This is a genomic window from Caballeronia sp. LjRoot34 (genome assembly GCF_964253815.1).
Lineage (GTDB): Bacteria > Pseudomonadota > Gammaproteobacteria > Burkholderiales > Burkholderiaceae > Caballeronia.
In genome coordinates this window covers 531,384-550,655 of the sequence record NZ_CAXUSB020000003.1, presented here as the reverse complement: position 1 = coordinate 550,655, position 19,272 = coordinate 531,384, and the positions used below count along the sequence as shown (strand labels likewise).

18 protein-coding genes are annotated in these 19,272 nt (G+C 61.5%); 15 read left to right on the top strand and 3 right to left on the bottom strand.

Annotated features, from left to right (window positions below; all coding sequences use genetic code 11):
- A complete protein-coding gene (locus ACSQ36_RS33475; RefSeq protein ID WP_436185369.1) occupies positions 1-1,671 on the bottom strand; it encodes an NAD(P)-binding protein in 1,671 nt (556 codons plus the stop codon).
- 1 nt (position 1,672) lies between these two features.
- A complete protein-coding gene (locus ACSQ36_RS33470; protein ID WP_213764896.1) occupies positions 1,673-2,992 on the bottom strand; it encodes an MFS transporter in 1,320 nt (439 codons plus the stop codon).
- Between the two features lie 465 nt (positions 2,993-3,457).
- On the opposite strand from ACSQ36_RS33470, the gene ACSQ36_RS33465 reads away from it, so the two are divergent.
- From ACSQ36_RS33465 to ACSQ36_RS33445, 5 genes are all read left to right on the top strand, one after another.
- A complete protein-coding gene (locus tag ACSQ36_RS33465; protein WP_436185368.1) occupies positions 3,458-5,251 on the top strand; it encodes a PHA/PHB synthase family protein in 1,794 nt (597 codons plus the stop codon).
- Positions 5,252-5,260: 9 nt separating this feature from the next.
- Positions 5,261-6,667: a bifunctional enoyl-CoA hydratase/phosphate acetyltransferase gene (locus ACSQ36_RS33460; protein ID WP_436185367.1), complete on the top strand. Its 1,407-nt coding sequence runs from the start codon at positions 5,261-5,263 to the stop codon at positions 6,665-6,667.
- Positions 6,664-7,857, top strand: a complete 1,194-nt coding sequence (locus tag ACSQ36_RS33455; RefSeq protein WP_436185366.1) for an acetate/propionate family kinase — start codon at positions 6,664-6,666, stop codon at positions 7,855-7,857. Before ACSQ36_RS33460 ends, ACSQ36_RS33455 begins: the two co-directional genes overlap by 4 nt.
- Before the next feature lie 8 nt (positions 7,858-7,865).
- Complete coding sequence (fabI, locus tag ACSQ36_RS33450) at positions 7,866-8,627, top strand: enoyl-ACP reductase FabI (RefSeq protein WP_213764987.1); 762 nt, start codon at positions 7,866-7,868, stop codon at positions 8,625-8,627.
- An 86-nt stretch (positions 8,628-8,713) separates the two neighbouring features.
- A complete protein-coding gene (locus ACSQ36_RS33445; RefSeq protein ID WP_436185365.1) occupies positions 8,714-9,625 on the top strand; it encodes an IclR family transcriptional regulator in 912 nt (303 codons plus the stop codon).
- Positions 9,626-9,682: 57 nt separating this feature from the next.
- On the opposite strand, the gene ACSQ36_RS33440 is transcribed toward ACSQ36_RS33445, so the two are convergent.
- On the bottom strand, positions 9,683-10,816 hold the full coding sequence (locus ACSQ36_RS33440) for a porin (RefSeq protein ID WP_218627289.1): 1,134 nt from the start codon (positions 10,814-10,816) through the stop codon (positions 9,683-9,685).
- Positions 10,817-11,175: 359 nt separating this feature from the next.
- Between ACSQ36_RS33440 and ACSQ36_RS33435 the strand changes: the two genes are divergently transcribed.
- The 10 genes from ACSQ36_RS33435 to ACSQ36_RS33390 are packed head-to-tail and all read left to right on the top strand — an operon-like array spanning position 11,176 to position 19,265.
- Positions 11,176-11,493 (top strand): non-heme iron oxygenase ferredoxin subunit, encoded by a 318-nt coding sequence (locus tag ACSQ36_RS33435; protein WP_122179916.1) that lies wholly within the window; start codon positions 11,176-11,178, stop codon positions 11,491-11,493.
- 1 nt (position 11,494) lies between these two features.
- A complete protein-coding gene (locus tag ACSQ36_RS33430; RefSeq protein ID WP_213764902.1) occupies positions 11,495-11,821 on the top strand; it encodes a recombinase-like helix-turn-helix domain-containing protein in 327 nt (108 codons plus the stop codon).
- Positions 11,822-11,852: 31 nt separating this feature from the next.
- Positions 11,853-12,923, top strand: a complete 1,071-nt coding sequence (locus ACSQ36_RS33425; RefSeq protein WP_436185364.1) for an aromatic ring-hydroxylating dioxygenase subunit alpha — start codon at positions 11,853-11,855, stop codon at positions 12,921-12,923.
- A complete protein-coding gene (locus ACSQ36_RS33420; RefSeq protein ID WP_436185363.1) occupies positions 12,916-13,671 on the top strand; it encodes an SDR family oxidoreductase in 756 nt (251 codons plus the stop codon). The genes ACSQ36_RS33425 and ACSQ36_RS33420 overlap by 8 nt, the downstream gene beginning before the upstream one ends.
- A gap of 52 nt (positions 13,672-13,723) precedes the next feature.
- The gene (locus ACSQ36_RS33415; protein WP_436185362.1) at positions 13,724-14,251 is read left to right on the top strand and encodes a cupin domain-containing protein; all 528 of its coding nucleotides are present in this window, start codon (positions 13,724-13,726) and stop codon (positions 14,249-14,251) included.
- A 4-nt stretch (positions 14,252-14,255) separates the two neighbouring features.
- Entirely contained in the window at positions 14,256-15,134 is an 879-nt protein-coding gene (locus ACSQ36_RS33410) for an alpha/beta fold hydrolase (protein WP_436185361.1), read from the top strand.
- Positions 15,131-15,994: an IclR family transcriptional regulator gene (locus tag ACSQ36_RS33405; RefSeq protein WP_436185360.1), complete on the top strand. Its 864-nt coding sequence runs from the start codon at positions 15,131-15,133 to the stop codon at positions 15,992-15,994. Before ACSQ36_RS33410 ends, ACSQ36_RS33405 begins: the two co-directional genes overlap by 4 nt.
- Positions 15,991-16,788: an SDR family oxidoreductase gene (locus tag ACSQ36_RS33400; protein ID WP_436185359.1), complete on the top strand. Its 798-nt coding sequence runs from the start codon at positions 15,991-15,993 to the stop codon at positions 16,786-16,788. The genes ACSQ36_RS33405 and ACSQ36_RS33400 overlap by 4 nt, the downstream gene beginning before the upstream one ends.
- The gene (locus ACSQ36_RS33395) at positions 16,781-18,448 is read left to right on the top strand and encodes a thiamine pyrophosphate-binding protein (protein WP_436185358.1); all 1,668 of its coding nucleotides are present in this window, start codon (positions 16,781-16,783) and stop codon (positions 18,446-18,448) included. Before ACSQ36_RS33400 ends, ACSQ36_RS33395 begins: the two co-directional genes overlap by 8 nt.
- The gene (locus ACSQ36_RS33390) at positions 18,441-19,265 is read left to right on the top strand and encodes an aspartate dehydrogenase (protein WP_436185357.1); all 825 of its coding nucleotides are present in this window, start codon (positions 18,441-18,443) and stop codon (positions 19,263-19,265) included. The genes ACSQ36_RS33395 and ACSQ36_RS33390 overlap by 8 nt, the downstream gene beginning before the upstream one ends.
- The last annotated feature ends 7 nt before the right edge of the window (positions 19,266-19,272 follow it).

Below are 19,272 nucleotides of genomic sequence, written 5' to 3'. Positions count from 1 at the left end.
CTAACGTGGAACTTCAGCCATGTCAGGCAAGACCGCGCCCGATGGTTCTGCAAACATGTCGATCGCGTGACTAGGGCACTGATCGAAGCAGACCGCACAGCCGGTGCAGCGCTCGAAGTCGACGCGGTACCCTTGGTTCGGCCCGAGCTTGACGATCGCGTCTTCAGGACACGCGGCGAGACAGTTGTCGCATTCGAAGCAGTTGCCGCATGAAAGACAGCGCTTGGCCTCGTGTACCGCTTCTCGTTCGCTGAGACCGCTGACCACCTCATCGAACGACTGGATCCGATCCGCGGCGCTGCGCTCGTTTTGCCGGGATGGTTCGGCGTCGCTGTAGATCAACAGGTTGAGCAGGGCGAAATCGGCTATGGGATGCTTCGGTACGGATTCGCGCACGAGGCCGTTGAGCCAGGCGTCGATATGCGCGGCCGCCTTTTTGCCATGGCCCGTCGCAACGGTCACGCTGCGCTCGCCCGGTACGAGGTCGCCGCCCCCGAAGATGCCCGCTTCGCCCGTCATCATGTTGGGACCGACGATCATCGTGCCGTCGGCTTGAAACTCGATGCCGGGTATCTGCCTGAGAAATTGGCTGTCCGCGTCTTGCCCGAGCGCCAGGACGACGGCGTCGGCATGAAGCGTTTCGAATTGTCCTGTCGGCTGTGGATGCCCGTGTTCGTCAATGCGCATCCTTTCGACCGTCAGGGCGCTTGCGTCGATCGCCGTGATCGTAGTCAGCCATTTGATCTTGATGCCTTCGGCGAGCGCTTCGTCCGCTTCGAATCCATGGGCGCTCATATGCTCGCGATCGCGCCGGTAGACGATCAATGCGTCGTTCGCGCCTAGTCGCTTGGCGGTGCGCGCCGCGTCCATCGCCGTATTGCCGCCGCCATAGATGATCACGCGTCGGCCGAGCAACGGCGTGGTTCCCTGCTCGACGTCACTTAGCAATGACACAGCGTCGAATACCCTGGCTGCATCGCGCGCGGGAATGTCAACGTGCCGGGAAAGGTGGGCGCCGATCGCCACGAAGACGGCGTCGAAGTTGCCCGCCCGTTTCTCCGCGAGCAGATCCTCGACCTTGTGGTTCAGCACGAGCTTTACGCCAAGCGCTTCGATACGCGCAATTTCACGCATCAGGATGTCGCGCGGCAGGCGATATGCAGGGATCCCGAAGTGGAGCATCCCGCCGGGAAGCGGACCGGCGTCGTGGATCTCGACGGCATGGCCGCGTCGTACCAGGTGATAAGCGGCCGACAGGCCGCTCGGGCCGGCGCCGACGATCAATACGCGCTTGCCGGAAGGCGGCATGTCGACCGGCAAGGTCCAGCCGCCTTCAATCGCCTTGTCGCCCAGAAAGCGCTCGACAGCATGAATGCCGACCGTACTGTCCAACTCCGCGCGGTTGCAATGCGACTCGCAGGGGTGGTAGCAGACGCGCCCGTGTATGGCGGGCATCGGATTGTCGCGCACCAAGGTTTCCCAGGCCGCCCGGAAGTTACCCGCCTGCGCATGAGCCATCCATGCCTGAATGTCTTCGCCTGCAGGACACGCGGCATTGCACGGCGGCAACAAGTCCACGTAGACGGGGCGTTTGGAGCGCCTGGGCCCCGCGCCCGTGACGCTTGTCAACTCGACCCTTGGCGTCATGTCGGTGTGCTTAGGATAGGTCATTTCAATGCTCCGTGATCGCAGACGGATTTGGCACCGGCGGCGTAGATTCGCCGGTCGTGCCAGACCGGGCCTTCACTGCGCTGCCTGTCTCTTTCAAGAACAACGACAAGACGATTGCAAGCACGATGGCGGCGATGCCCACGGTTCCCGCCTTTTGAAAGACCGGCAGCGACAGTTCCGCGCCACCTGAAATTCTTGTCAAAAGCCAGCCGTATAGCGGCGCCATCACCGCGCTGAACGTGAACACGAGAAAGTTGATGGCGCCCGTCGCGCTGCCTTTCACATGATCCGGATTGACTTCTTTGATGATGGTGTAGGGAATCATCGCGGCGCCAGACCCAAATCCAAGAATGAAGCCAGCCAGGTAGGGCGGCAGGGTGTTCTGCGGCAGGTAGAGTATGGAGAGTGCGGCTGCCAGCATCACGAGAGCGCCAGCGATCAACATGGGCTTGCGGCGGCCGATCCGGTCGGCAATGTACCCGAGCACGGGACAGCCGATTACCCAGCCAAGCGGCACCATTGACGCGCGATTGACAGCTTGCGCATAGTCGATATGCCAGCCGTCGCGCAAAAAGGCGACACCCCAGATCATGTCGCCGATAGTCGTGGGCAGGAACAGCAAGCCTGCGGCGAACCCGCACAGATACGATTGCGGATTTGTCAGTACGGTCTTGTACGGTGTGAACATCGACCAGATTGACGACTGTTCCGCTGTCCGGGCATCGTGATCCGCAGGGGTCAGGATCAGGATGAGGGCCGCGACAATCACGCCTGCTAAGCCCGCATACAGCCAGAACTGCTGCCAGACAATTCCACCATGAATCAACGGCGCGACGACGAACTGACCTGCCGATCCGCCCAACATGCCGAAGCATTGGGTGAAGCCGACGGCTGTAGCCAGATAGCGTGGCGGAAAGCCGTGGGTGGCGAGGTATACGGCACCGGTGAAGGCGAATGCACCACCGGCGCCCTGGAGCAAGCGGCCGAACTCCGCGGAAGCGACCCATCCGGCTCCGAATAGCGCGGCCCCGCCCGCGAGCATGGCGACGCCTAGCGGGATGACGTATTTCGCGCCGTACCGATCCAGCGAGGCGCCGGCAACGAGAGAGAATAGCGAGTACGTGTAGTAGTAGAGCCCGACGAGCGAACTTACGCCGAGCGCGGAAAGCGCGAAGGCATGGGTCAACTCTGGAACCATGACGCCCGGAGCCGAGCGCAATGCGTACTGCCCGAAATAGAAGATCAGGCAGAACACCCAGGCGACAATGAACGCGGGGTGAAAACAGTCGGTACGCGATGATGCGGGAGAGTTGGATGGCACGACGCACTCCAAGACGGTGTGTCCAGATACTGTGCCTTTAGCGGTTTCCAGGAGTGATGTAGATCAAAGATATCGCCACCGCCGCGGGCGGTCATGGTGCAATTCCCAGATCTTCTATTTCCAGTCGTTCTACAACGTTAGTCGAGCGAAAGCATCTTGATCCCACTGACATCTCGCTGACATCTGAACGCAGCGTCGGCCTGAGGAAAACCTCGACACCTTCGACTTGACGCAGATCAACTGCGCCGAAAAAGATACCGCTACAGTCGTTTTGAATCGCTGTTCCCGAGGCAAGTCACAACGGCCGCGATGGGTGGGCCTTGCCCTTAAAGGTCTCACCGGGCTTCATCGGGTCTCACGAACAACATCACCCTCTGCGCGTAGTCATTCACGTTTTGAGGAAGACTCTCGCATGGGTTCGTACACGTCGCTGCAAGGTAAGCAAGACTGACCTGAAGGATCTTCATGGACACTCGCTCCAGGATTGTTTCCACCGGTAACCCCGCACTCCCGCAGCAACCGGTTTCCCCCGCTGCCACCAACGCCTTTCGCGCGCTCGATCACACGAAGGAGGCAACGATCGCTCGTTTCACGGGCGGCCTGTCCCCTGCAGCGCAATCGCTGGCTTTTGCTGACTGGTTGATCCATCTCGCGTCGGCGCCGGGAAAACGGGCGGAGCTGGCGTCGCTAGCCGCCGCGAATGCAGGCCAGATCGGTGACTACGTGCTGCGCAGCCTGACGGGTAACGCGGCCGCGCCACTTGCGCAGCCAGCACCCGGAGATCACCGCTTTCGCGCGGAGGTCTGGCAGACCGAGCCTTATCGACTTTTGCAGCAGATGTTCCTGCTGACCGAACAATGGTGGCAAGCCGCGACCCGTGACGTACCGGGCGCGACGAAACATCACGAAAACGTCGTGAGTTTTGGCGTGCGCCAGTTGCTCGACATGTCCTCGCCGACGAATTCGCCGTTCACCAACCCCGAGGTCATACAGCGAACCCAGGCCACGCTGGGCGCCAATCTTCTGCAGGGCGCGTGCAACTTGCTCGAAGACGCGCGACGCCAGGCGAACGGCCAGCCCCTCGCCGGCGTCGATCAGTTCAAGGTCGGCGTTGCTCTCGCGGTGACGCCCGGCAAGGTGGTCTTTCGCAATCATCTGATCGAGCTTATTCAGTACAGTCCCACGACCGAAAAGGTCGTCGCCGAGCCAATCCTGATCGTGCCCGCCTGGATCATGAAGTACTACATACTAGATCTCTCGCCACACAACTCGCTGATCCGCTTCCTGGTCGGCCAGGGCTACACGGTGTTCTGCATTTCGTGGCGCAACGTCGGCGCAGAAGACCGGGACCTGAGTCTCGATGATTACCGGACGCTCGGCGTCATGGCCGCGCTCGATACCATCGGCGAAATCGTGCCGGATCAGCGGATCCATGCGACGGGCTATTGCCTCGGCGGCACATTGTTGTCGATAGCCGCAGCGGCAATGGCGGGCGTCGGCGACGAGCGGCTCGCCTCCGTATCGCTCCTTGCCGCACAAACGGATTTCACGGAACCCGGCGAGCTGCAATTGTTCATCGACGACAGCGAGGTCTACTTCATCGAAAGCATGATGTGGTCGAAGGGTTATCTTGACGCCAGCCAGATGTCGGGCGCGTTTCAGATGCTGGAGTCGAACGACCTGATCTGGTCCCATGTCATTCACGACTACATGCTGGGCGATCGCACGCCCATGTTCGACCTGATGGCCTGGGACGCCGATTCGACCCGCATGCCCTATCGGATGCACTCGGAGTATCTGCGCAAGTTGTTTCTCGACAACGACCTCGCGTCGAGCCGGTATCAAGTCGATGGACGGCCCATCTCGCTGCGCAACATCCATGCGCCGATGTTCGTGGTCGGCACTGACCGCGACCATATTGCGCCGTGGCGCTCGGTCTACAAGATCCACTACCTGTCCAGCACGGAGATCACGTTCGTGCTGACGAGCGGCGGCCACAATGCCGGCATCGTCAGCGAACCGGGGCACGCGAACCGGCAGTTCAGGATCGAATACGCAGCGGGAGGGGATCTTCGCGTCGGCCCGGACGAATGGATCGCCGCCGCCGAACCGCGCGACGGTTCATGGTGGACCGAATGGACCGCCTGGCTCGCCAGCCGTTCAGCAAAGGATCTAGTCGCACCACCGCACATGGGGCTCGCTGCTGAAGAACGCGTGACCCTTGTCGATGCACCCGGCACCTACGTACTTCAGGACTGAGAGCGACCCATGGACGACAACCTCCTTCACAACCGTACCTTCGATGAACTCGCGATCGGTGAGTCGGCGTCGCTCGTACGCACCGCCGGGCTCGACGATATCCAGCTGTTTGCCGCCATGTCGGGCGACGTCAATCCCGCCCACGTCGATGCGGCTTTCGCCGCGCACGACATGTTCGGTCATGTCGTCGTGCAGGGCATGTGGACGGCGGGGCTCATCTCTGCGTTGCTGGGTACGAGACTACCCGGACCGGGCACGATCTATCTCGACCAGGACCTGCAGTTCCGTCATCCGGTCGTACCGGGCGACGTGGTGACAGCGACCGTGATCGTCAAGGAAAAACGCGCGGACAAACGGATCGTGCTGCTCGATACGCGTTGCACCAACCAGCGAGGCGAGGTCGTCCTGATCGGCCTGGCGACGGTGATTGCGCCGGCCGAGACTATCGTATGGCCGCGGCTTGCCCGTCCGGATGTTTCGGTGCGAAGCCACGGTCGTTATGACGCTTTTATCCGCGAAGCCCAGAGCATGCCGTCCTTGCGCACGGCGATCGTGCACCCGTGCTCCCCGGAGGCGATCAAGGCGGCGATCGAGGCCCGCAACGAAGGGATGATCGATCCCGTGCTGATCGGCCCGGAAGCGAAGATTCGTGCCGCCGCCGAATTGGCGGAGGTCAGCCTCGCCGGGGTGACGATCGAAGCGGTCGAACACAGCCATGCGGCCGCCGCGCGCGCCGTCGAAATGGGTGCGGCAGGCAAGGTCGCAGCCCTCATGAAGGGCAGCCTGGAAACGGACGAGTTGCTTGCGGCGATTGTCGGCTCGGCGTCCGGCCTGCGGACCGAACGGCGCATCAGCCATGTCTACGCGATGGACGTGCCCGCCTATCCCAAGCCCTTGTTCATCACTGATGCCGCCGTCAACATCGCGCCCTCGCTCGAACAGAAACGCGATATCTGCCAGAACACGATCGACCTGCTGCATCTGCTCGGCATCGCGCAACCTCGTGTAGCCGTGCTCGCCGCGGTGGAGCTCGTCAATCCGCACATGCAGACCACGCTCGACGCAGCCGCGCTCACTGTGATGGCCGCGCGCGGCCAGATTCGTGGCGCGATTGTCGACGGCCCGCTCGCCTTCGACAATGCCATCAGCATGGCGGCGGCCAAGACGAAGGGGATCGTCTCGCCGGTCGCGGGGCAGGCGGACATCCTGCTCGTGCCCGACCTGGAAGCGGGCAACATGCTGGCCAAGCAATTGATGTACTTCAGCGGCGCCGATGCCGCCGGGCTGGTACTCGGCGCACGCCTGCCGATCATCCTGACCAGCCGCGCCGACAGTCTGCGGGTGCGTCTGGCGTCGGTAGCGCTGGCCAGGATAGTCGCGCAACGCACGCTGCTCAGCACGGCGTTGCCATCATGAGCGCGCCGCTATTGCTTACCTTCAATCCCGGCTCATCGACGATCAAGATCGGCCTGTTCAGCGTCTCGTCCAGTGGCGCGACGAGGATTGGCCAGGGCATGATCGATTTCCGGCGCGTGCCGCTCTCGCTGCATCTGATGAATGAGGGCGCCGTTCACGATATCCTTCTGAAGGCCGTTGTCACAGAGAACCTGCACGAGGTGCTGGACGAAACGCTCAATTGGTTTGCGACGCATTTTTCGCTGACGGATCTGGTCTCGGTTGGACATCGGGTCGTGCATGGCGGCGACACCTTTTCCGGACCGGTCGCCATCACCGATGAAGCGCTTGCCGCGATTGTCCAGCTCACGCCCCTCGCCCCGTTGCATCAGCCGCAAAGTGTCCGGCTGATTCGTGCTATTCGACACCTGCGGCCTCACCTTGTGCAGTCGGCATCATTCGACACCGCCTTTCATCGCACGCAAACGGACCTTGTGCGCCGCTTCGCGCTGCCACGCCGTTTCTTCGATAATGGCGTCAAACGCTACGGCTTTCACGGTCTCTCGTATAGCTTTATTGCCCGCGCTCTTGCGCATCAGTTTCCTCAGCTCGCCAATAGTAAGTTGATCGCGGCACACCTTGGCAGCGGCGCAAGCCTGTGCGCGATGAACGCAGGCGCGAGCCGCGACACCAGCATGGGCTTCTCGACTCTTGATGGCATTCCGATGGCTACGCGCTGCGGCGCGCTCGATGCGGGCGTCGTCCTTCATTTCATGCAGCAGGAAGGCTTGAGCGCTGCAGCGATTGAAAAGATCCTGTACGAACAATCCGGCTTGCTCGGCGTTTCGGGGATCAGCGCGGACAGTCGCGAACTCGCGGCCAGCACACGGCCGGAAGCGCGCGAGGCGCTCGATCTCTTCGCATTTCGAATCGCGGGAGAAGCAGCTCGGCTCGCGACCACGCTCGGTGGCCTGGACTGCCTCCTGTTCACCGCCGGGATCGGCGAACACCAGCCTCAGGTCCGTGCAGCGGTATGCGCGCGTCTCGCGTGGATCGGCGTTGAACTGGACGACCAGGCGAACGCCGCCAATGCGACCATTATCAGCGCCGCCAGCAGTCGCGTCACCGTGTTAGTGCTCGCGACCGATGAAGAGCAGATCATCGCGGACGAAGCTGTTTCCATTCTTCATGGCCAAGGAGTCACTGCATGAATGCGCTCATCGATCTATCCGGAAAACGTGGTCTGGTCATTGGCATTGCTAATGAACACAGCATCGCTGCAGGATGTGCTCACATGTTCCGCGCGGCCGGTGCCGAACTCGCGATTACCTACCTTAACGAAAAAGCCGAGCCGTATGTGCGCGCTGTCGCCGAGACGCTGCCGGCAGCCCTCATCATGGCTTGCGACGTCAGCGTGCCGGGCCAGCTCGAAGCCGTCTTCGCGCGGATCAAGCGGGAATGGGGAAAGCTCGACTTCGTGCTCCACTCGATCGCCTTCGCGCCCGCTGCCGATCTTCACGCGAGCCTCGTCGATTGCTCCGCCGAGGGCTTCGCGCTTGCGATGGACGTGTCCTGCCATTCATTCATCCGCACGGCGAAGCTGGCGTTGCCGCTGATGACTGACGGCGGCAGCCTGATGACAGTGAGTTTCTACGGCGCCGAACGGGCGGTCGACCATTACAACCTGATGGGTCCGGTCAAGGCTGCGCTCGAATCAAGCGTGCGTTATCTGGCGGCCGATCTCGCGACTCACCGGGTTCATGTTCACGCCATCTCCGCTGGCGCGGTGATGACACGTGCGGCGTCCGGCATTGATCACTTCGATGCGCTTCTCGACGAGGTCCGCGCACGCACGCCGGCGCAGCATCTTGTCACGATCGAGGAAATCGGGCGTATCGCGGCCGTGCTCGCCAGCGACGCTGGCATGACGCTGACTGGTTCAACCATCTACGCCGACGCCGGTTTTCACGTGGTGGCCTGACGGGCATGGAAGCGCTTCAACGATCCGTCTAAACTGCCGATCGCGTCGGTTATGATAGTTGCCGACGAGATTCCGAGTAAGACGGTATGCCCAAACAACCCACCACTGAAAAAACGTCCGCGCTTGACGGACAGAACGACGCTGCCGAGAGCGCCGAAGACACCGCCGCCGGCGCGTCCTATCTGGTCCCGGGCCTCGAACGCGGCTTGCGGATCCTCGCGGAGTTTTCCGCTCGCGAACCGATCCTGGGTGCGCCGGAATTATCGAAGCGTATCGGCATCCCGCGCACGACGACATTCCGATTGCTGCAGACGCTCGAATCGCTGGGTTTCCTGGAGCGTGTCAATGACGATCGCAATTTCAGGCTGGGCGTCGCGGTATTGCGGCTTGGATTCGAATACCTGAGTTCGCTCGAGTTGACTGACTTCGCGGCGCCGATCCTCGAACGTCTTCGGGACGCGACCGGCCTGAATGCCCATTTGCTTATCCGCGATCAGCGCGATGTGGTGTTCGTCGCCAAGGCCCAGAGTCACGACGCCATGTTCAGTTCGGTGAGGGTGCATGTCGGCACGCGTTTTCCCGCGCATGCAACCACGCACGGTCACGTGCTGATGAGCGATCTGGGTTTGGCGCAGCTGCGCGCGCTTTATCCGGAAAAACGTCTTGAGCAGTTCACGGACCGGACGCCGGGCACGGTAAGCGAACTGGAAGCGCGGGTGCGGGTGTGTGCATCGCAGGGATATGGGTCGAGCGAAGGTGCGTTTGAGCGGGGAATCTCGGTGGTGACGGCGCCGGTGCGTGAACGCTCGGGAGGCATAGTCGCCGCGGTCACGGTCACGGTGCCGCGTTCGGAATTCGGGACCGCGCGTGAGAAGGACGACCTCGTTACCGCGGTGTGCGGCGCGGCGATCGAATTGTCGATGCGAATGGGATACCGGCCCGCTGACGGGGACCCCACCGCGAAGCTGGCCACGCGCCGCACCGAAAAATTGGATTGAAAGGGCAAGCGTCGCGTAGATGCGCGACGCTGTTTGGCGGCTCTGCCTGGAGCTTGCCTAGAACGAGTGATGGATGCCGGCGAGCAATGCCACCTGATTGCGATTACTCGATACGCCCGCCGTGTAAAGCGCCGCATTCGCCCCTGAGCTGGCGCGCTCGAACAGCGCATTCACATACACCTGCGTCATCTTCGACAGCAGATAGATGTCGCCAATCTCGAACTGCGTATAACGCTCGCCGGCGAATGTCGTTGTGGCTGCGCCGCCCGCGATCCAGTTATCCGGAACCACCTTCCAGGTCGCGCCCGCATCGTAGCTCTGGAACACGTCGGACACGCTACCCGATTCCAGTTTCACGCGTGTGTACAACGCATGCATGAGCACGTTGCCGAGCGTATAGGAAACGCCTGCGCCCATGTTCTCGACTTTATCGGCGGTATAAGTCGCGGCCGGCTGGTTCTGAAAAGTCACATAGCCGAGTGTCGAGACCGAGACCGAGCGGTTATGTTCATTCGAGTAAGTCGCGGCCGCGGTAAAGGGACCGTTCACGTAATTCACGCCGAATCCCTCTGACTTGCCCGTGGAGAAGTTGGTCGTGTTGCCCAACCCCATCATCGTGCCGATGGTGAGCCCGTGATAACTCGCCGAGGTGAACTTCACCGAGTTGTCGTAGGGAACCACGCCGGTATCCGCGAGCTCGTCGATATTTCCCGGATGGAACGCATACCAGCTTGCCGCTTGATACCCCGTGGAAAGCGGCCCGAGGTAGTCAAACGAAAACGGTGTTTGATGCCCCAAGGTGACCTTGCCGAACTGGTCTGAACTGAGACCCACGAAAGCCTGCCGGTTCCACTCGACACCGCTCTTCGCAAACGCACCAGTGGTCGTGTAGAAGCCATTCTCCAACTGCACGATTGACTTCAGCCCGCCGCCCAGATCCTCGACCGCGCGAATGCCCCAGCGGTCCGGCTGCATGTTGCCTTGCTCTTCCATCCACTTGGCATGGCCGCCGCTGTTACTGACGTATGCAACGCCGGCATCCAGGCTGCCGTACAGCGTAACGGTGCTTTGCGCCCACGCGCCCGATGCAGCGCCCGCTCCGATCAACCCCGCCGCGATGATGTGTTTCACCTTACGTTCTCCTAATCGTCCGATTGATTCGCGGGCGCTGATAACCAGCCCGCAACGCATTCCCTTTCCCTCAAGTCGAATGATCGATTGGTGTGTTCCACCTATGGATCAACGTCTTGCCTATGGAAAGTATATTGAGTTTTCAAGCTGGGAAAAAATAAATTCGTGCGATCGGAAATTGTGACCCGGGGAACTTGGCAGGCACCAAAAATGGGCCGTAACTGACTGTTTTGAAAGAAAAAGCGGGATAGACGCGCATATCGCACAAGAGAGGGGAATTGTCTGATTCAAGCTCGTCTCAGTGTTTTCACTAAGAGCCGCATTTTTATTTTTGACCAGCGAGAAACCACTCCTATAATAACCACATGCAAATCAATGTTCCTTAGGTGGAACAAAACAAACCCCGGAGGAAGTGAGCAATGGCTGAGCAATGGCGTTGCGCCGGACATGCCGGTGATCTGTCGGAGGACTCTCCGATCGAATACAAGATCGAGGGCGGCGCGGAGGTCGGTATCTATCGCGTGGGCGACGAGTTGTATGCGCTTGAGAACGTGTGTCCGCACGCTTACGCGCTGCTGACGCAAGGTTTTGTCGATGGCGACACGGTCGAATGTCCGCTGCACGAAGCCGTTTTTCATATTCCGACGGGCAAGTGCCTGAAAGAGCCCGGTGGCCGCGACTTGAAGACCTACGCGGTCCGGCTCGCCGGTGAAGAAATCCAGATCAAGGTGGAATGACATGGCAACGAATGATGCGCGCGAAGTAACCATCAACTTCAATCCCTCGCTCAAGCCGTGGCTTGCGCCGCAGCCGAACAACGTGGCCGGCAAGGGCGTGATCGAAAAGCCGGGCGAGACTGAAAACTTTATCTGGCAAACGCGCAAGGCCGAGCCCACGCAATACGAAAACGACTTCGGCGACGCACTCGAACGTGTGTTCGATGCAGGCGCGGTCGAGCTCGATCAGGTTGCCGACGGCTTGAACGGTATCGGCTTTCGCACGCCCGAAGGTGCTGCGTGGACCGAAGAGCGGCTCGCCGCCGAGTTCCGCACGCTGGCCGATTGAACGCCGCCTCTATCAATATCAGGAGTATTGAATGACGTCCCCCAATACAAATAACGCGAATGTTGAGATCGAACCGGTTCAGGCGTATCTCGATCGAGGCTTGCGTAATTACTGGTACCCCGTCGCGCCGAGCTGGCAAGTGGCGAACGCGCCGATCGGCCTGACGCGCCTGGGCGATCAGATCGTGCTGTGGCGTGACAACGAAGGCCACGTTCATGCGCTTGAAGATCGTTGCCCGCATCGCGGCGCGCGTCTGTCGCTTGGATGGAATCTCGGCGGCAGCGTGGCATGCTGGTATCACGGCATCGAGGTGGATGGCAGCGGCACCGTGCAGAAGGTGCCAGCCGTGTCCGCGTGTCCGCTTGAAGGGCAGACATGCGTGAAGTCGTATCCGGCGCAAGAACATGCGGGCGCGATCTTCCTCTGGTTCGGCGACGACGCCAACAAGGAACCTGCGCCGCTGCAATTGCCGGAAGAACTGGTCGGCGAGGAATACGCAAGCTTCCTGTGCATGTCGCACTGGAAGTGCAATTACCAGTACGCAATCGACAACGTCATGGACCCGATGCATGGCGCGTATCTGCACGCCACGTCCCACTCGATGGCCGATGGCGACAAGCAGGCCGACATGCGCGTGCGCAAGACGGAGACCGGTTTGATGTTCGAAAAGGTCGGCCAGCGCGACGTGAATTTCGACTGGGTCGAGATCGGTGAAACGGGTTGTCTGTGGATGCGTCTTGCGATTCCGTACAAGAAGAAGTTCGGTCCGGGTGGCAACTTTGGAATCGTCGGCTTCGCGGTTCCTGTCGATGAAAACCATTGCCAGGTCTATTTCTGGCGTACCCGCAAGGTCTCAGGCTGGCAGCGTGATGCGTGGAAATTCATGTATCGCAATCGCCTCGAAGGACTGCACTGGGCGGTGCTGGAACAGGACAGATACGTGCTCGAAAGCATGGCGCCGAACGCGCGTGACCACGAGTTTCTGTATCAGCACGATGTCGGCATGACGCGCGTGCGCCGCCTGTTCAAGCAACGCGCGCAACAACATCTTGCAGCGCTCGATGCGCTGAAAGAGCAACAGCCGGAGCACGGTCATGCGTGACGCGCTCGCCGGACGCCGCATTCTTGTCACCGGCGGCGCGCGTGGATTGGGCGCCGCGTTCGTCACGTCGCTGGCTCAAGCGGGTGCGCGAGTAGCGTTTGGCGACGTGCTGGAAGACGAAGGCCGGACGCTTGCGAAGACGCTGAGCGAAGCAGGTCATCGCGTGGACTTCGTGCCGCTCGATCTGAACGATCCGGCGAGCATTCAGGCGTGCGTCGCGACGAGCGCCGAATTGATGGGCGGCATCGATGGGCTTATCAATAATGCGGCGATCACGAATTCGGGCGGCAAGAGCGCCGACGAACTGAGCACCGCGACGTGGGACGCCGTCATGAACGTCAACGTTCGCGGAACCTGGCTCATGAGTGTTGCAGTCATGTCGCATCTTCGTGCCTCAGGGCGGGGCAGCATCGTGAATATTGCGTCCGATACGGCCTTGTGGGGCGCGCCTAAATTGCTCGCCTATGTGGCGAGCAAGGGCGCCGTCATCGCGATGACCCGGACGCTTGCCCGCGAGTTCGGCGCGCATGGCATCACGGTGAACGCCATTGCGCCCGGGCTGACCGAAGTCGAGGCGACCGCTTACGTGCCGGCCGAGCGTCACGAGTATTACCTCAAGGGCCGCGCGCTCAATCGTGCGCAGGTTCCCGATGACGTCAACGGCCCCGTCCTGTTTCTCTTGTCCGATGCAGCGCGCTTCGTCACCGGCCAGCTATTGCCGGTGAACGGCGGCTTCGTCATGAACTGATTCAGTCACTCACTCAGGCAGTAACGAACTCAACACCTTGAAGGAGCAATCAATGGCCGATACGGATATCGAACGCAAGTCGTGGGAACAGCCGGAAGAAGCGAGCTTTGCCCAATGGATGGATTCACGCGTCGCGCGTCTTGAAACGCGCAAGTACGACTGGGACGCACTGAAGTTCCAGGCGGATTACGACCCGAAGTATCGCCGGGCGCAGATGCGTTATGTCGGGACGGGCGGCACCGGGGTGGCGAAGGATGTCAACACGGTTCCAGCCGGCGGCTTCACGTTCTCCACCATGGTCATTCCGGCCGGCAACATCGGCCCGAGCCATATTCACATGGACGTCGAAGAAATTTTCTTCGTGATTCGCGGAAAGATGAAAGTGGTGTGCGAGAAGGACGGCGAGTCGTGGGAAACGGTTGTCGGCGAGCGTGACCTGATCTCGGTGCCGCCGGGCGTGTATCGCACGGAAATCAATATTGGCGATGAAGACGCGCTCATGTGCGTGATGCTCGGCGCGGCCAAGCCGATCACGCCGACGTATCCGCCCGATTCTCCGCTGGCCAAGCTGAAGCGTTAAGCCGATGACATCGTCTGCTTTCACACTTACTCACGCTGACGCGCTGGTTCGTTTCCCCGAGCAACGCGTTGATACCGCGCAACGCACGATCGGTTATCGCGAGGCGGGTGACAAAGGTGACAAGCACCTGAGCGCCATGCCGATCGTGATGCTGCACGGTATTGGCTCGGGCGCGGCATCCTGGGTGCGCCAGTTGGAGACGCTGGGAAACGCACATCAGGTGTTTGCGTGGGACGCGCCGGGGTATGGAAAGTCGAGCCACGTTGAGCCTGCATCACCTGTGGCATCGGACTATGCAGACGCGTTGAGCGACTGGCTCGATGCACTCGGGATCGAGCGCTGCGTCCTCGTGGGCCATTCGCTCGGCTCACTCATCGCGGGTTCGTTCGCGGCCCGCGAGGCGGCGCGCGTAGCAGGACTATTGCTGTTGTCGCCGGCAGCGGGATACGGCGCGGCACCGGCGCATGTGCGTGAAGAGAAGCGTGATGCGCGCCTTGCGATGCTCGCTGAACTCGGGCCGCAGGGCTTGGCTGAAAAGCGCAGCGCGAACATGGTGTCGGCCGGTGCGGACGATGAAGCGCGAGAGTGGGTGCGATGGAACATGGCGCGTATCAACCCGGCCGGCTACGCGCAGGCGACGCATCTTCTCGCCAACGCGGATCTGGCGTCTGACCTGACGCACTACAACGGCCGCATAGCGGTCGCGGTTGGCGCCGAAGACACGATCACACCGCCCGCTGCCTGCGAACAGATCGCGAAAGCCGCCAACGTCAGCCTGCAAGTGATTCCGGGTGCGGGTCATGCGGGCTACATCGAAGCGCCGGTGCGCTACAGCGCCTTGATCGAGGCGTTCAGCGCGCAATGTATGGGAGCTACGCAATGACACTCGGAACCCTCGCCAGAACGGCTGACGACGCTGAGAAGGACGATGGCAATTACATCGTGCCGGGACTCGAACGCGGCTTGAAGATCCTGGCCGAATTCTCACCGCGCGAGCCGGTGCTCGGTGCGCCGGAACTGTCGAAACGCCTGAAGATTCCGCGCACAACCGTGTTCCGGCTATTGCAGACGCTTGAATCGCTGGGCTTCCTCGAACGGGCGGACAAGGATCGCAACTACAGACTGGGCGTTGCAGTATTGCGGTTGGGTTTCGAGTATCTCAGCTCGCTGGAATTGACCGATCTTGGCTTGCCGATCATCGAAGCGTTGCGCACCTCGACCGGGCTCACGAGCCACATCCTGATTCGCGACGGCCGCGACGTCGTGTTCGTAGCGAAGGCCCAAAGCCAGGAGCCGATTTTCAGTTCGGTCAAGGTCAATGTCGGTACGCGGTTGCCTGCCCACGCGACCACGCACGGTCACGTGTTGATGGGAGATCTTTCCCTCGATGAACTGCGTGCGTTGTATCCCGAGCCCGTGCTCGATCGCTTTACGCGGCTCACGCCGGAAACGGTCGAGGCGCTTTACGACATGGTTCGCGCCGATGCCGAGCGCGGTTATGCGATCAGCCAGTCATCGTTTGAGCGCGGCATATCTGTTGTCACGGCGCCGGTGCGCAACGACACGGGCCGCATTGTCGCGGTAATCACGACCACGATTCCACGGCCGGAAATCGATGCAACGCTGCTCGATACCGGCCTGGTGGACAAGGTGCGTCATGCAGCGGCCGAGTTGTCTTCGCGCCTGAACTACCGGCCGGGTACGCAAAGCCAATATCTGAAATCGCTAGGACTGAAATCATGATCCAGATCGACCTCACCGGCCAGGTGGCCGTGATCACCGGCGGCTCGTCGGGCATCGGCCTCGCGACAGCGGAACTGTTCCTGCGCGCCGGGGCATCGGTAGCAATTTGCGGACGTGACGCCACGCGGCTCGAAGCCGCGAAAGCACAGTTGAGCAGTCAGTTCGCCAATGCCCAATTGCTCGCTGTGAAATGCGATGTACTCAATGCACAGGATGTCGAAGCATTTGCCGAGAAGGTATCTGAACGCTTCGGCCGCGCCGACATGCTGCTGAATAACGCGGGGCAGGGCCGCGTATCCACTTTCGCCGATACCACCGACGAAGCCTGGCGCGATGAACTCGACCTCAAGTATTTCAGCATCATTCGTCCGACCCGCGCGTTCCTGCCGATGCTGCGCGACGCACCGGCGCCGTCAATCGTCTGCGTGAATTCGCTGCTGGCGCTGCAACCCGAGCCGCATATGGTCGCGACATCGTCGGCACGCGCCGGGGTGCTGAGTCTCGTCAAGTCGCTCGCCACCGAACTCGCGCCTCAGCGCATTCGCGTCAATTCGATCCTGATCGGCATCGTGGAGTCGGGTCAATGGCGGCGTCGGCACGCGGCTCAGGCGCAGGACGGTCAGAGCTGGGAAGCATGGACGGCTGAACTGGCACGCAAGAAAAACATTCCGCTTGGCCGCTTCGGACGTCCCGAAGAAGCGGCGCAGGCACTCTTTTATCTGGCCACGAACCTGTCGTCCTATACGACGGGGAGCCATATCGATGTTTCCGGAGGGTTTGCACGTCATGTCTAACACCACTACCGTTGGCGAAGTGATCGCCGCTTTTCTCGAACAATGCGACGTTCGCACGGCCTTTGGCGTGATCTCGATCCACAACATGCCGATCCTCGATGCCATTGGTACGCGCGGCAAGATTCGCTACGTCGGCGCGCGCGGCGAAGCAGGCGCGCTGAACATGGCCGATGGCCTCGCGCGTGTCTCAGGCGGCCTCGGCGTTGCGTTTACATCGACGGGAACGGCCGCCGGCAACGCAGCCGGTGCGATGGTCGAAGCACTGACGGCGGGCACCGCGCTCCTGCATATCACCGGCCAGATCGAGACGCAATTTCTCGATCAGGACCTGGCTTACATTCACGAAGCGCCGGACCAGCTTTCCATGCTGGCATCGATTTCCAAAGCGGCGTTTCGCGTGCGCTCGGTCGACACCGCGCTCGCCACCGTGCGTGAGGCCGTGCGCGTCGCGTTCACCGCGCCGAGCGGACCGGTGAGCGTCGAGATTCCCATCGATATCCAGGCGGCTGAAATCGAATGGCCGGCCGATCTCGCCGCCCCTCACGTGAGCACGCTCACGCATGACAGCGCGCGTGTCGAACAACTGGCCCAGGCGCTGATGCGCGCGAAGCGTCCGTTGCTGTGGCTTGGCGGCGGCACGCGGCACGCACGCCATGCTGTGGACCGGCTTGTTGCGCTGGGGTTTGGCGTGGTGACGAGCGTGCAGGGACGCGGCGTGGTCCCGGAAGATCACCCGGCCACGCTCGGCGCGTTCAATGTGCATCCGGCCGTGGAGAGCTTCTACAAAACCTGCGACGCCATGCTTGTGGTTGGCTCGCGTCTGCGTGGCAATGAGACGCTCAAGTACAAGCTCGCGTTGCCGACACCGTTGTATCGGATCGATGCCGATGCGTGCTCTGACAACCGCGGCTATAAGAACGAACTGTTCGTGCATGGCGATTCGCTGTCCATCCTCGATGAACTCGCGACGCGCCTTGAAGGCCATTTGAAAATTGATCCGTCATTCGCCGGCGATCTGGCGGCCGCGCGCGAAACCGCGACAGCCGATGTGGCCAAGGGCCTGGGCCCGTACAAGCGTCTCGTGGAATCACTGCAACGCGTGATCGGCCGCGATTACAACTGGGTGCGCGACGTCACGATTTCCAACAGCACGTGGGGCAATCGCCTCCTGAAAGTCTTCGAGCCGCGCTCGGGCGTGCATGCGCTGGGCGGCGGCATCGGTCAGGGGATGCAGATGGCGATCGGCGCGGCGCTGGCTCACCCGGCTAAGAAAACTATATGTCTCGTCGGTGACGGCGGCTTGATGGTGAACGTCGGTGAACTCGTGACGGCCGTGCAGGAAGACGCGAACGTGATGATCGTGCTGATGAACGACCAGTGCTATGGCGTGATCCGCAACATCCAGGACGCGCAATACGGCGGCCGGCGCATGTTCGTAGATCTGCATCAACCCGATTTCGCACAGTTCTGTGCAAGCTTCGGCATGACCCACCACCGTATTACCTCGCTGGATCGGGCGGAAGAAATCATCCGTCAAGGCTATGAGAAAACCGGCCCCGTGATGATCGAGGTGGACATGGTGTCCGTGGGTTCGTTTGCGACGGCGTTCGCCGGTCCGCCGGTCAAGAAGGAAGAGCCGAAGGAGCCTGAATATGCGTGACGCCCAGGGCCACACCGTACCCGTCGATGTCGCGATGATCGGTTTCGGCGCGATCGGCTCGGCGGTGTATCGCGCGATGGCGTCCGATCCGATGGTGCGCGTGTCGCATGTGATCGTGCCGTCGCGCCACGCGGCCGAAGTGCGCGCGCAAGTCGGCCGGGATGTCGATGTCGTGTCGTCCGTCGATGCGCTCTGCCGCCGTCCGCACTTCGCGCTGGAATGCGCGGGACATGGCGCGCTGCTCGATCACGTGGTGCCGCTGCTGAAAGCGGGGACGGACTGCGCGGTGGCATCGATTGGGGCGTTATCGGACGGGCTGCTGCTTGATGCATTGTCGAGCGCGGCCGATGAAGGCGAGGCCACGCTGACGCTGTTGTCCGGGGCTATCGGCGGCGTCGACGCGCTGGCTGCCGCCCGGGAAGGCGGCCTTGATGAAGTGCTGTATACGGGCCGCAAGCCCCCCTCGGGCTGGCTCGGCACGCCGGCGGAAGACTTGTTCGACCTGTTGAGCATAACTGAAGAACGCGTGATTTTCGAAGGCAGTGCGCGTGATGCGGCGCGTCTCTATCCGAAGAACGCGAACGTTGCGGCGACCATCGCGCTGGCCGGTCTCGGTCTCGATCAGACCATCGTGCGGCTTATCGCGGACCCGCGCGTGGAACGCAACGTGCATCGAATCGTGGCGCGGGGCGCGTTTGGCGAGATGTCGCTGGAAATGTGCGGCAAGCCGCTTCCTGACAATCCCAAGACGTCCGCGCTGACGGCGTTCAGCGCGATCCGTGCCCTGCGCAACCGTGCAGCGCGCTGCGTAATTTGATTGACCC